This is a genomic window from Pedobacter albus (assembly GCF_036324255.1).
GTDB classification, from domain to species: Bacteria; Bacteroidota; Bacteroidia; order Sphingobacteriales; family Sphingobacteriaceae; genus Pedobacter; species Pedobacter albus.
Genome location: NZ_JAZDQT010000002.1, coordinates 728,637 through 741,866 on the forward strand (window position 1 = coordinate 728,637; position 13,230 = coordinate 741,866).

The 13,230-nt window shown below is 45.2% G+C and carries 11 protein-coding genes; 3 read left to right on the forward strand and 8 right to left on the reverse strand.

Going from position 1 to position 13,230, the window contains the following annotated elements; all coding sequences use genetic code 11:
* The first annotated feature begins 56 nt into the window (after positions 1–56).
* From VRU48_RS12990 to rfbC, 3 genes are read left to right on the forward strand one after another with little or no spacing between them, the layout of a single operon-like run.
* Positions 57–1,865 carry a tetratricopeptide repeat protein gene (locus VRU48_RS12990; RefSeq protein WP_330108346.1) on the forward strand — a complete coding sequence of 603 codons (1,809 nt, stop codon included), beginning with the start codon at positions 57–59 and terminating at the stop codon, positions 1,863–1,865.
* 14 nt (positions 1,866–1,879) lie between these two features.
* A complete protein-coding gene (locus VRU48_RS12995; RefSeq protein ID WP_330108347.1) occupies positions 1,880–2,182 on the forward strand; it encodes a DUF4286 family protein in 303 nt (100 codons plus the stop codon).
* Complete coding sequence (gene rfbC / locus VRU48_RS13000; protein WP_330108348.1) at positions 2,183–2,734, forward strand: dTDP-4-dehydrorhamnose 3,5-epimerase; 552 nt, start codon at positions 2,183–2,185, stop codon at positions 2,732–2,734.
* A 72-nt stretch (positions 2,735–2,806) separates the two neighbouring features.
* Here rfbC and VRU48_RS13005 read toward each other — a convergent pair whose 3' ends face one another.
* From VRU48_RS13005 to VRU48_RS13040, 8 genes are all read right to left on the reverse strand, one after another.
* Entirely contained in the window at positions 2,807–3,649 is an 843-nt protein-coding gene (locus VRU48_RS13005; RefSeq protein ID WP_330108349.1) for an OmpA/MotB family protein, read from the reverse strand.
* 43 nt (positions 3,650–3,692) lie between these two features.
* Positions 3,693–4,355 carry a DUF2461 domain-containing protein gene (locus tag VRU48_RS13010; RefSeq protein WP_330108350.1) on the reverse strand — a complete coding sequence of 221 codons (663 nt, stop codon included), beginning with the start codon at positions 4,353–4,355 and terminating at the stop codon, positions 3,693–3,695.
* 143 nt (positions 4,356–4,498) lie between these two features.
* Positions 4,499–4,894, reverse strand: coding sequence for a DUF983 domain-containing protein (locus VRU48_RS13015; protein WP_330108351.1), 396 nt, complete (start codon positions 4,892–4,894; stop codon positions 4,499–4,501).
* Positions 4,895–4,915: 21 nt separating this feature from the next.
* Positions 4,916–5,173 (reverse strand): hypothetical protein, encoded by a 258-nt coding sequence (locus tag VRU48_RS13020; protein ID WP_330108352.1) that lies wholly within the window; start codon positions 5,171–5,173, stop codon positions 4,916–4,918.
* 108 nt (positions 5,174–5,281) lie between these two features.
* Positions 5,282–6,634, reverse strand: coding sequence for a DUF4302 domain-containing protein (locus tag VRU48_RS13025; protein WP_330108353.1), 1,353 nt, complete (start codon positions 6,632–6,634; stop codon positions 5,282–5,284).
* Positions 6,635–6,644: 10 nt separating this feature from the next.
* The gene (locus VRU48_RS13030) at positions 6,645–8,075 is read right to left on the reverse strand and encodes a substrate import-associated zinc metallohydrolase lipoprotein (RefSeq protein WP_330108354.1); all 1,431 of its coding nucleotides are present in this window, start codon (positions 8,073–8,075) and stop codon (positions 6,645–6,647) included.
* A gap of 6 nt (positions 8,076–8,081) precedes the next feature.
* Complete coding sequence (locus tag VRU48_RS13035) at positions 8,082–9,569, reverse strand: RagB/SusD family nutrient uptake outer membrane protein (protein ID WP_330108355.1); 1,488 nt, start codon at positions 9,567–9,569, stop codon at positions 8,082–8,084.
* 12 nt (positions 9,570–9,581) lie between these two features.
* Complete coding sequence (locus VRU48_RS13040) at positions 9,582–13,226, reverse strand: SusC/RagA family TonB-linked outer membrane protein (RefSeq protein ID WP_330108356.1); 3,645 nt, start codon at positions 13,224–13,226, stop codon at positions 9,582–9,584.
* Positions 13,227–13,230 lie beyond the last annotated feature (4 nt).

The following is a 13,230-nucleotide window of genomic DNA, read 5'->3' on the forward strand; positions in this document are numbered from 1 at the left end:
GCTTAAATTGCGTTCAAAATAATTAATTTTAGGTGTCAACGCCAAAAACGTCTTCGATGAAAAGATTCATTTTGCTCATTTTTCTTTCCTGTTCGTTTTTTACGCTGCTGGCGCAAAATGACATCGACGAGGCTTTGGCCTATCAGTATTACCAACAAGCCGATTACGAAAAGGCCGCGGTACTGCTCGAAAAACTGTTTAACAAAACCAAAAACGACGGCTATTTTGAGCTTTATTTCAATGCGCTGATCAAGATCAAAAAATACAGCGAAGCCGAAAGCCTGTTGAAGGGGCTGATTAAGCAATATCCCCAAAAAGGCCAATATGCCGTAGCGCTTGGCCGTGTTTATCAGGAAAACGGACGAACTGCCGAAGCCAACAAGATTTTTCAGGAAGCCATAGCCAATACCCCCAAAGACGAAAATAAATTTAGGGACCTGGCCAACAGCTTTTACCGTTTTGAGGCCTACGATATGGCAGCCGCTACATTTCTGCAGGGCCGTAAACTTCTGGGCGACGACCAGCTCTTCTTGTACGAACTGCTGAGCATTTACCGTTTCAAAAAAGACAAGCTGGCACTTATCCAAGAATATGTAAACGCCCTGGCCCTCACCCCGCAGCTGCAGCTACAGGCGCAAAATGTACTGGCCTCTGTTTTCGAAAGCAATGCCGATTACCAGCTGTTGCAGACGGCACTGCTTAAAAAAATACAGAAAGATCCGCAGGCAGAGGTCTATACCGAAATGCTGATCTGGCAATACATACAGCAGCAGGAATACGAAATGGCCCTGCGCCAACTTATTGCCCAAGACAAACGCACCAAGGGCGATGGTTCGCTGCTCTACAATACGGCCAACACCTTTGTGGCCAACAAAGCTTATACCACAGCCATTAAGGTCTACGAATACCTATTGGCCAAGGGTACGGAAAGCGATTTTTACCTGCCCGCCAAAATTGAACTGGTCAATGCCAAATACCAGTTGGCCATTAGTGGCAAGTTCGAAAAACCCGCCATCCAGGCATTGGCCAACGAGTATGAAGCTATTTTGGCCCAATATGGCAAAACGCAACAGAGTCTTTATGCCCTGCAAAGATTGGCCTACCTGCAGGCCTATTACCTCAACGACCTGAAAAAAGCAGAAGCTACCCTTGAGGAAGGCCTCAAAATACAGCGTATCCAGCCGACAGACATGGCCCAGCTTAAAATGGATTTAGGCGATATTTACATCCTCACCAAACAGCCTTGGGAAGCCATTTTGGTTTATGAGCAGGTAGCCAAACAGTTCGAAAACCAGCCCATGGGCAACGAAGCCAAATACCGATCGGCCAAATTGTTTTTCTATGTGGGCGATTTCCAATATGCCAAATCGCAGGCCGATGTGCTAAAGGCTTCTACTTCGCAGCTGATTGCCAATGATGCCCTTAACCTCAGCCTGCTCATTTCTGATAACCTGCAAAGCAAAAACGACAGCTTGGCACTTAAGATGTATGCCGATGCCGATATGTTGCAGTTTATGAACCGCAGCAGCGAAGCCTTGGTGAAGCTGGACAGTATTGACGTTGCTTTTCCGAACAACAGCCTGACCGATGATATTTTAATGGCCAAGGCCAAAATCTATATCAAAACCAACGACCTGGAGAAAGCGGTGAGCATGCTGAAAGAACTGATCGATGCGCACCACGACAGTATTTGGATTGACGACGCGCTTTTTACCCTAGCCGATCTGTACGACAAAAAACTGAACAAGCCCGACGAAGCCAAGAAATTGTACCAGCAATTGATGAACGATTATCCCGGAAGCATGTTTAATGCCGAAGCCAGGAAACGCTTTAGAAACATCCGAGGTGATAATGTAGGCACATAATCCTATCTTTGTGCATGCTTTTATACAATGTAACTGTAATTCTTGAAGATTCTGCGGCCGACGAATGGTTGCAATGGATGCAGGAAACCCATATACCCGAGGTGATGGCTACCGGCAAATTTGTGTCTAACCGCCTGCTCAAGGTATTGGATTCGCCCAATGAGGGCCAAACCTTTTGCGCTCAATATGTGGTTGAAGACCTGGCCAGCTATGAGGCTTACAGAACCCTGCATTCGCCTGCCCTACAGGCCGACATGCAAGCCAGATTCGAAAACAGGTTTGTAGCTTTTCGCACCTTGATGCAATACGTAGACTAGATGAATATTATACAAACACCCATTAAAGACCTTTTGGTAATCGAGCCAAAAGTATGGAAAGATACCAGAGGCTATTTTTACGAAAGCTATAATGCCAAGGCTTTTGAAGCGGCCGGCATTCATGCCGCTTTTGTACAAGACAATCAATCTTTTTCTCAAAAAGGAACCCTGCGTGGCCTGCATGCACAAGCGCCCCCATTTGCGCAAGGCAAACTGGTAAGGGTAATCCAAGGAAGCGTGCTCGATGTTGCTGTTGACATCAGGAAAGATTCGGCTACTTATGGCCAGCATTTCAGCATCGAGCTTTCTGGCGAAAACCACAAGCAGCTTTGGATGCCCCCTGGCTTTTTGCATGGCTTTTTAACGCTCGAAAACGATACGATTTTCACCTACAAGGTAACCAATTACTACGATAAGCATTCGGAGATTGGCATCATGTGGAACGACCCTACCCTCAACGTAAACTGGGGAGATTTTGAACTGAGCGAAATACTTCTATCAGATAAAGACCTGTTGCTCGGCGATTTTAAATCGCTGGCAAGTCCGTTTTAAAAAAGCAGCCCTATCCACGATTTGTAGATAGGGCTGTTTTCTTGACTGGGCAATTGCCCAATATGCCATGATTTATTGTTTGATTAAATCGTAGAGTTCGTCTAGCTTAGGCGAAAGCACAATTTCTATCCTACGGTTCTTGCTGCGGTTCTCGGCTGAGGTATTAGGTGCCAAAGGCTGAAACTCGCCCTTGCCGGTTGCGGTCATCCTTACGCTTTCTACCTTTTGTTCTTCTGTAAGGAAACGAACAACCGAAGTGGCGCGCAGTACGCTTAAATCCCAGTTGTCTTTAATCTGGCCCAGATTGTTGATTTTTTGCGAGTCGGTGTGGCCCTCAACGGCAATGTTGATTTCTGGTTGTTGCTTTAATACGGTTGCCAGTTGCGTTAAGGCCTGTTTGCCCTTCTCGTCGATAATAATACTGCCCGATGGGAACAATAATTTATCGGTTAGCGAAACATAGACCTTGCCGTTCTTGATTTCGACGGTAAGGCCATTTTTGGTAAAGCCCAACAAGGCTTCCTGTAGCTTGGCCTTAAGCTGATTGGTGGCTTCGTCGCGTTTGCGCAAAATCTCTTCTACCTCTTTTAAACGCTGTTCGCGTTTTTTCAAATCGGCTGATAATTTATTGATTTCGGTAGAGCTGTTGTTTCTCAACTTGGCATAATTGCCATCCATTTCGGTGTATTTGGCTCTCAAATCGGCCAGCTGACCATTTAAAGAAGCGGTATCTGCCTTTAAACGTGCTATTCTTTGTTCGAGGCTTTCGTTTTTAAGCTGCGATTCGGTCCACCCGGTATTTAGCGAATCTTGTTTGGCCAACAAAGCCTTGTATTTTTTGGGCGATAGGATAACACAGGAACTGAAAGCGGTAAGGAATAAGGCAAATGCTGCCAAAAGGCCGATTTTCTTCATCAGAATTTAAAAATTTAGGTTAAAAATTGTGTGTGTGCTACAACTAGGTGGCTGTGGCTTTTCTCAAAAATAGCATAAATGGTTGGATAGTAGCAAAAGCAGTTATCAACTTATCAACGATAGTAGGCTTTAAAAACTCCGAATCGGCAATCGGACACATGGCCGCAAAGCTTTTGAACTTAAGCCATTCGATCTGTGGATGATTGGGCTCGTAGCCTTTGGGCGCCTTTTTCAATTTGCCTTCCTCGCTGAGACGAAACATGGCCTTGAAATCAGGGTGATTGATGACTTCCAAAAACTCAGATCCGTTGTAATCGATTTCTTCCCGTACCATTTTCAGGATGTGGGCCTCAGGCTGCCAAAATCCGGCTCCAAAAAAACAGTTTCCGGGTTCAATGTGCAGGTAATAGCTTTGCGTGGTTTCGTTGTAGCCCTTGATATCGAAGGCAATGCCATAATGTTTCTTGTAGGGATCTTTATTCGGACTGAAGCGGATATCGCGGTAAATGCGCAACAAGGCCTTCTTGGGTTCTGTAGCGCCCGAAAACTCGGGATCGATAGCGGCCAGTTCTTTGATCAGCGTGGCAATAAAAGGAAAAAGATCGGTCTTGACCTCTTCGTAGCGGTGTTTATTTGCCGCAAACCACTCGCGATTGTTGTTTTGGGCAAGGTCTTTGATAAAATCGAAGGTTTTTTTATGCAACATTTTTTGATTGTTGAATGGTTATATGGTTCAATTGCTTAATTGTTATACTGCTGGATTGTTGAATTGCTACATTGCTAAATGGTTATACGGTTGGGTGGTTTACTGCCAACTGAAAACCATTAACTGAAAACTGCCAACGCTAATTACTTATCGTACTCGGGCTTATACCTGATCTTGGGCGACAAATAATGTAACAAAAACACCCTTGAATATCGGTAATTAAAGGGCGATAACAAAAGCGAGCCCAAAAATATGACGCCCACATACAGCCACAGCGAATCGAAATCCAAACGGCCACCCGAAAAATGATAGGTAGCCAAGCCCATGGCAATCATTTCGGTCATGTTCATGGCATAGCTTACGTACATCGCGGCATAAAAATAGCCGGGCTCAACTTCGTAGCGCAGTTCGCAAACCGGGCAATGGTGTAATGTTCTTTGGATGTTGAAGCCGTACATGCTTCCGGTAAATATCGGTCCTCGTCTGCATTGCGGGCATCTGGCCTTAAAAACGGCATACAGCTTAGCGGTTTTCTTCATGGCTGCATGTGAACACGAAAATTAATTTTCTGTATTTAGGGTAGGCGAAGTGGCCTTTTTACGGTAGTTCTTATACCAGATCAATCCCACGCCTACAATGAGCAAATATGGGATAGAAAGCAGGTAGACCACGCCATCGTTAATACCCTTGGTTTGGTTGTTGCCATTCTTGGTACCCTGCTCTGCATTGATGGTACACATCGAGCATTGTGCCTTGGCATTGGGCGTAAAAGCAAAGCCAATCGCTAAAAAGAACAAGAAAAGAAGGGCTTTTTTCATGATGATGCAAATATATACATTATTGCTGTAGAGGGGGATAAAAATAATGTCATAAAAAAAGCCCCCCGGAATTCTGGAGGGCTTCATTAATATAACTATTTAACTATTCTACAAAGTTCCATAGATGAATGAAGTAGGGTCGGCAGTTCTGTACAAGCCTCCCAGGTTAGGGCTGTTAGGCGTAGTGCTGGTTACCCAATCTATTTTAAACGGCCCTGATACGATATAATCGGCCAATGGTTTTAATTGTATCGCCCTGGTATTCCAGTTATTATCTGAAGTTACCACCGGAATGTTGTCCAAGGTAATCACATCGCCGTTGCGCGTATAGCCAAAGTTAACCGTAGCGGTAAAAGCCGAAGTTCCCGACATGTAAGCCACAGCCACCGAGAACGTGGTGTTGCTGGTCAGCGTAAAAGTGGTAGAAGTTACCGATCGGCCACTCGCTACAAAAAGCGCCACCATTTGGTTGTAAACGGCTGTAAAGCCAGAAGTAACACCCGTAGGCAAGCCTGCTGTTGGTATGGTTATCTTTTTATAAGGATAGGTAGTTTGATAGCCGAACAAAGAAGACAGCGGCGTTAAAGGTACCGGGTTCGATTTGACGATATACTCTTTGCCATTCGTATCGTAGAAAGCCATGGTGGTAGCATCTTTCCAGGCCATCCTGATCAGCGTTACCCCTTGGTAAACCAAGCCTGGGCCCAACAAATCGGCACCATCCAGCTTAAAGGCAAACTTTGAAACACCCGATCCGGCCGTAACGCCATCGGCCAAAAGACCCGAAAGGCTTACCCTTTTTCCGGCAGCCAGGTTATTGGTGGTATTGACAGAAATACCTGCTTTTAAGGTAGCGCCACCCGAAACAATTTCGATGTAAGGATTCTTTATCGTGGTGAAAAAGTTCTTGAACTTATCGATAGCTGTCAGGTAGCCTCCGCTGGCGTAGGTAGCCTGTTGCGCAGCGGTAGCTTTAACCAATTTAAAGGGCTGTCTGTATTTCTTGCCTACAAAAATAATGCTGTCGCCGTTGATCCTATCAAAGATAAATTCGATATCGCTGCTAAAGCCTACTTTGGCTGTGCCGCCCAAAACCGCATTATTCGGGTCGTCGAGCATTGAAATATAGTTATAGGTATCGAATACCAGATCGGTACCGATGTCTTGCTTTACCCTGTAATACGACTTGGCCACTGTAGACGCGGCATCATTGGTCATATCGCCATACATGGTTACGTTCTGTTGGTTATCAAAAGTAACGTAAAAGCCATAGCCGCCACCGCCAAAGGTTGGCAAGGTAGCAATCCATCCGTTAGGTGCGCTGGTAAGGGTGGTAGAAACCAGCTTGATCTGATCGGCCGCCCTTTCTTGTGGCGTTTTGTCAAAAACGGGCACATACGATGTTTTCTTGCAACCCATCATTACAGACAAGATTGCAATGTAAAATATTGTTTTTTTCATCTTCGTTAATTTAGTAAGCCAATTGTCCATAAAAATAATTGGTTGGGGCGTTCAAAACCGTAAAGCCAGCCAGCTTCATATAATCGTCGGGCACCACATTAACCGGTAGCCAATCGGCCACAAAAGTGTTGTTGAGCAAGTAGTCGGTTAGCGGTTTCACGGCTACGGCCAAGGTAGTGGCATTGGCCACCCATGTGGCATCTGTTCCGCCCGGCGTTCCGGTAGTAAATTTAACCTGACCATTCGCTACCGTGATTGCCATATTGAAGGCATACTTGGCGTCGAAAACAGTACCGGCCGAGTTTGTGTAATTGATGTTCATGGTAACCGAAGTAGTCGAATTGAAATCGAACCTGATGTAATTGATCTTTCTTCCGCCCGGAGCGATAGCCAGCACATTCGCGGCTGCGGCATCATAAACCTGCTTAAACTGATCCGAACCTCCGTACTTAATGTAATAATCGCCATTAAGGTTAAGCATTAGCGATTTGAAAGTAGGAATTAGCGCAGGTGCCGGATTTGGAAGCGGCGTAATCAGCGGCGTACGGTTCTTGTTGAGCCAGTAGGCGAACTTGGATTCCTTAAGTCCGATGCCAATCATATATTGCTGCACTTCCATTTGCAATTTCTTGAAATTGATGCCCAGGTTGTTATAGTAATTGATCACATTGCTTTCCTTTTGTATAAACCTGGCCTTGCCTGCGGTGTTGGCAAAACCGGCCCAATCGTCATACCAAACCTGTCCATTGATCAACAACCAGCTGATGGTTTCGGCATAATCTTCGGTCGATACACCACTGGCATAACTGGTTACGAAGCCGTTTCTGCGAGCTGTATCGGTTGGGGTATCGTTATACGGTTGTTTGTAAAATCCTTTGGAGATGCTTTCCCAATCGGTTGGGATAGGAATAATCTGGTTAAGGATATGGCCAAATTCGTGGTGCATGATCCTTTGTCTATCCCAGGCATAAAACTGGCCTGCCGGCAAGGGCTGGTAATCGTTTACGCCATATAGCGTAATCCTTCTGCCTGCGGCCGCAGTACCAGCCACACCTGGATCTGAGGTATTGGCGTAAGAGTACGACCCAAACAGCACCCATTCTTTAGGCATATAGGTTTTGGTAAAGGTTTCGCCGGCAATTTTACGGTAAGGCGTAATGAAACCATCGAGCACCATTTGCATGGTTGGCTGTATGTTTTCGAGCTTGCTCGGTACTACGTTGGCGGTATTGCCATGATAGTACCTGTTGTACCTGTAAATTACCTGAATATTGTACTCGTCCAAAAAGTTGGTCTTCAGCCATTGGTCTAATGGCGTATTGGTTTGAGGGTCGTCGGGGTTAAAAGTACTGTAATCAACATTTAACTTTTCTGTTTTGCGACAAGCAGACAACCCGAGGGTTAGCAACAAAAATGCTGTTAGTCTATATATATTTTTCATCTCTGATTATCTAGGATTTAGTTCTACACCTGAGGTTTTAACTTCTAATGGCAACTGGAAAATCCGGTGCGGATCTCCCGGCTTCAACTCGGCAAAAGTTTCTTTTCCGGTAATGTCGATGGTATTATGCACCACGGTGATATCACGACGGACAATGTCAAACCACCTTAAGCCTTCTTGCAGGAACTCTGCTTTTTTGGCATCCAAAATGGTTCTGATCAAACCTTGCTTGGCATCGGTAATAGCTGGATAAAAATTGGTGATTTTGGCCAAGGTAACCGCATCGCTGCTTGGGTTGTAGCCTACTATCCTTACGCTGTAAAAATCGTTGATGTCTTTAAGCGCCATCTCGTTCTGTCCAAGCTCGGCATAAGCCTCGGCCCTGTTCATCAAAGCTTCGTCGACCGTAAGACCTGCAAAAGTTAAATAAGGATAGCCGATATCAGGCGTAGTATAATAGAAATTCTCCTTGAACTTATAGCTGGTGTAGTTAGGGATACCGCCAAAAGTCAATACGTTATTGGCCAAAGCTTTGCCGGTAACGTTTTTACCCGTAGCAAACATCGATGCCATTTTTACGCCAAAGCCATGACGAGGAATACGGCTGCTGCTGGTAATAAAACGGGCATAGGTAGAATAAGTGCCCAACAACAACAGGTTGTATTTTTGTCCGCTACCCATAAAGTTGGTCAAGAAATCAGGATAGGTCATCAACCTTAGCGTAGTTGAGATCTGACGCATGTTGTTGGTAAAATCATTACCCGGAACCGCAAGCGTAGCATGATCGATTACTTTTTGCCAAGCACCGGTAAACAAATAGAAACGGGCGGCAAAAGCATGCGCAGCTTCTGGGGTAAAATGATATTTAGGTATTTTGTAAGCTGATGCCTGCAATAATGGCAAACCAGCTTCCAGATCCAATCTGATCCTTTCGTAGGTACTGGCTACCGTGCCCCTGCTGTAAGGCTGAATAACCTTGGTTTCAGGCTTGTCAACATAAGGAATACCAGGCGCGGTATTGGTACCGCCAATTTTATACGGCGTGGCAAACAAGGTGGCCAACATAAAATGGGCATAGGCCCTGCATACCAAGGCTTCGCCTTTGTAAGGAAGCGCAGCATTGCCCAGCTTATTGGTTTCTATCGATTCTAAAGCCTGATTGGCGGCTGCAATGGCTTCATAACAGGCATTCCAATAGGCGGTAGAACTGTTTGTGGCATCGCCTATAACGTCTTGCCAGGCGTAAGGCAAATCGATTACATCGGTTAAATAGCCGATACCTTCTCCTTTATCTTCGGCATTGTCTGACGAGGCTTCGGTAAAGGTGATATAATCTCTCGATGGATAAGCCGTAGAAACCAGCTGAGAGAGCTTCTCAACGGTATTGATCTCGGCGCGGTTATCTGGCGACTGCTCTAAAAATTTCTTGCACGATGGCATCGAAAACAACAATGCAACGCCAAGAATGCTCAATGATATTTTATTTAGTTTCATAATTTCTTTCAATTAAAATCCAACTTTTAACGACAAGGTATATTGTCTTGATACCGGCAAGGCCACACCACCAGAATTGTAGAATTCTGGATCCTGACCATTTAACCGCTTATCTGAGTAAAGCAACAACAGGTTATTACCCACCAATGATACCGAAGCAGCCGACATGCCTAGCTTAGAGAAAAAGCTCTTAGGCAGGTTATAGCTCAAAGCCACTTGTCTCAATTTGATGTAATCGCCTTTGGCTACCCTTTCGGTAGAGAAGTTATACAAGTTGTAGGCATACCTGATATCAATTGCCGAGCCATTTGCATCTACGATTTTTGAGGCCGAAAGCGGATCGAGGATAGCCGGAACCGAGGTAAATTTCTCATCGCCAGGCATCACCCATCTGTTCAGCAAATCGCGGCTCATAGAACTGATATCGTCGAAACTGCTCTTGATGTTTGGATTAAGCCTGATCATGTTGCCTGCCGAGAAGCCCAACAAGGCTGATAGCGTGAAGTTTTTATAGCTGAACTGGTTGTAAAAACCACCGGCAAATGTTGGATCGATTGGTCCTTCGTACTTCAATCTAACCAGGTTATTGTCTTGCAGGTTAATATAGGTAGTTGTTCTGCCATCAACACCAACAAACATCGGATAGCCATAATCGTGGTTTAAGCCTGCAAACTGCACCGAGAACAAGCTGCGTTGCGGAAAGTTAAGCACCGGCGAACCGTTGTTTGAAGTAGATTTAAAGATATTCGGATCAATTTCAAGGTCTTTCACCTTATTGGTGTTGTAGCCAAAGTTGAAATTGGTCGTCCATTTAAAGTTCGGATTATCAATGGCCTTGCCGGTAATGGCCAGCTCTATACCCTTGCCCGACATGGCGCCGTAGTTGGCAATCTTGGTGTACTCGCCACCGATACCAGAAGTTTGGATGGCACCGATCAAATCGAAGATGTTTCTCTTATAAAGATCCACGGTGAAGTTGATCCTGTTTTTGATCAAAGCCAAATCCAAGCCAATGTTCAAATCCTTTGTTTTTTCCCAGGTAAGTTCCGAGTTCTCCAAGTTGGAAATATAAATCTGCGCTTCTTGGTCGCCTAAGTTAGGCCTTCTCGAAACCTGGTTGTAAAATACCGCTGCCGAGTTGGTGGCATTGCCGATGCTCGCTACCAAACCGTAAGATGCACGCAATTTGGCACCCGACAGGATATCGCTCTTCGGCCAGAAATCTTCGTCGCTGATGTTCCAGCTACCGGCTACGTTCCAAGTTGGCAACCACCTGGCGGTTGCGGTTTTACCCAAAAGGTTAGAACCATCGTAACGGCCTGACAACCTTAAGGTGTATTTTTCATTATAAGTATAAGATGCATTGGCGAAGAAAGCGGTATATCTTTCATAGTTGTTGCCCATGCTAAAATAAGGCTTGCCTTCTTCGGCTGCTTCCTTAAAATATTTGTAGTAAGGCGTAACCAAGCCGCCATTGTCAAACTGATAGCCTACCCCATCAAAAGATTCTCTCTGACGATCGATGTAACGAACCTCCATGGCACCAAAAGCCGTAATGTTGTGTTTGGTGTTGATGGTTTTGTTAAACGATAAGTTCTGTCTGAAATAATAGCTTTTCAGGTTATCTGTTGATGTTTTATAAAAACCGCCACTTGGCAATACGCTAATTGGCAAGCTGCCCGGAATATCCGGATCGGTATACAAGTTGGTGTTGCTTTGTGCAGAAGTAGCGTCATCAACCGTTCTGAACGAAGTAGCCATGTTAGAACTCTCCAAAATAGAGATTTGGGTTTCAGATTTTACGAACCTGTAAGCACCGTCAACAGAATAAGACAGGCTAGGAATAATCTTATAGGTTAGATTTCCCTGAACTTTAAAATCCAATACGCCCAATTTAAGGTAATTGGAGTTCAGCTCGTTTAAGATGCTAAAAGGTGCGCTGTTTTGTCTAAAGTACTCGTAATTGCCGTTTTCGTCGTAGGCGGTAAGCATACGGCTGGTGTTTACGGCATAAGAATAAGGGTTGATATCGAAGCTACGGAAGTAGTTGCCGTAAACCGGATCCGATTGAAGCGAAGTAGCTCCCGGTGCCTGCTGGTTACGTACCGAACCTGTACTCAACAATTCGGCACTTAATTTATCGCTTACGTTAAAGTTGGCGCGGTAGTTACCGGTAAACCTGCTTACGTTGTTGCCGATGGTTACGCCGTTATCTTTGGTAAACGAGGTTGAGGCGTAGCTCTTGAATTTTTCTGTACCCGAACTGATGCTCAAAGAATGTTCTTGTTGCAACGAGTTTTTAAACAGCACGTCGAACCAGTCGGTATTGGCATTGGCATACCTCGAAAGGAAGGCAATTTTATCGGCGCTAGTATTTTTTAAGGCATAGGTTTTAGTTACCGGATCGTAGTTGTACAGCATGTTGTACATTTTGTAGAACGGACCGCCACTCACGCCTCTCGATTCGCTTGGAATCTGCACATAGCCTTTGTTCTGCATCTCAATCAGCACCGCCATCTGGTCGGCCGAGTTCAAGATATCGAAATCGGCATAGCTTGGTTTGGCATAGGTGGTAAAGTTACCCCTGTAGCTGATTTTCGGTGCACCTTCGGTTAGCTTTCCTTTTTTGGTGGTTACCACAACTACCCCGTTCATGGCGCGCGCACCGTACATACCGGTAGCGGCGGCATCTTTTAGGATGTTAAAACTCTCAATATCGTCAGGGTTTAAACCTGCCACCGACGAGCCGATCAAAGTACTGGCATCGCCAGAAGTTAAGGCTTCGTTCGAAATGTTAACCACATCTTCTAAAATAATACCATCAACAACCCACAATGGTTTGTTATCTCCAGAAAATGAGGTGGCTCCGCGTACACGGATTTTTGGTGCGGCACCAAATGTACCCGACACGTTTTGCACGGTTACACCGGCAACCTGTCCTTCGAGCATCCTGCTCACATCGGTAACACCTGCTCTTTCGGCATCACTTGCTTTTACCAAAGTTGCGGCGCCGGTAAATGTTTTTTTCTCTAGGGTTTGGTAACCGGTTGATACGATGTTTACCTCTTTCAGCTGGCCTGCATCTTCTTCAAGCTCTACATCGATTTTCGTTTTGCCGTTAACGGCCATCTCTACCGTTTTATAGCCCAGGTACCTGAACACCAGGATCGCTTTTTCGTCTTTGATCGTCAGCTGGTATTCGCCTTGTTCGTTGGTAGATACCACTTGGCCAGAACCTTTGACGAATACGCTCACTCCGGGAACAGGCTTGCCGTCTTTTTTGTCTTTGACAACGCCTTTTACCGTAATGTCTTTTCGCTGTACTGCCACGGGCTCTTGTACCTTTAAAATCACCTGCGTACCCACAAGCCTATAGCCAATGTTTTTTTGTTTTAATGGCTCTAGCGATTCTTGAATGGTATAGGTTTTTTCAGGTACTTCAAGCACCAACGATTTGCTGATTTCTGCCGCATCGTATACAAAGCTCACTTTGTAGGCCTGCTCTACCTTTTTCAGGTAGCTGTCTAATCTTTCGGGCTTCCACTTGCCTTGTTGCGCATCGGCCTTGGCCAATGAAGTCCAAAAGATTGCGCAAACAAGCAATGCCATGTGGCAGAAACTCATTCCAACTTTTCTTTTGTAAAAATTTCTCTTCATAGTT

Bases quoted from the DNA above. Each gene is read 5' to 3' on its own strand.
- VRU48_RS12995 (WP_330108347.1), top strand. From the start codon at position 1,880: ATGCTTTTATACAATGTAACTGTAATTCTTGAAGATTCTGCGGCCGAC.
- rfbC (WP_330108348.1), top strand. From the start codon at position 2,183: ATGAATATTATACAAACACCCATTAAAGACCTTTTGGTAATCGAGCCA.
- VRU48_RS13005 (WP_330108349.1), bottom strand. From the start codon at position 3,649: ATGAAGAAAATCGGCCTTTTGGCAGCATTTGCCTTATTCCTTACCGCT.
- VRU48_RS13025 (WP_330108353.1), bottom strand. From the start codon at position 6,634: ATGAAAAAAACAATATTTTACATTGCAATCTTGTCTGTAATGATGGGT.
- VRU48_RS13015 (WP_330108351.1), bottom strand. From the start codon at position 4,894: ATGAAGAAAACCGCTAAGCTGTATGCCGTTTTTAAGGCCAGATGCCCG.
- VRU48_RS12990 (WP_330108346.1), top strand. From the start codon at position 57: ATGAAAAGATTCATTTTGCTCATTTTTCTTTCCTGTTCGTTTTTTACG.
- VRU48_RS13010 (WP_330108350.1), bottom strand. From the start codon at position 4,355: ATGTTGCATAAAAAAACCTTCGATTTTATCAAAGACCTTGCCCAAAAC.
- VRU48_RS13035 (WP_330108355.1), bottom strand. From the start codon at position 9,569: ATGAAACTAAATAAAATATCATTGAGCATTCTTGGCGTTGCATTGTTG.
- VRU48_RS13040 (WP_330108356.1), bottom strand. From the start codon at position 13,226: ATGAAGAGAAATTTTTACAAAAGAAAAGTTGGAATGAGTTTCTGCCAC.
- VRU48_RS13020 (WP_330108352.1), bottom strand. From the start codon at position 5,173: ATGAAAAAAGCCCTTCTTTTCTTGTTCTTTTTAGCGATTGGCTTTGCT.
- VRU48_RS13030 (WP_330108354.1), bottom strand. From the start codon at position 8,075: ATGAAAAATATATATAGACTAACAGCATTTTTGTTGCTAACCCTCGGG.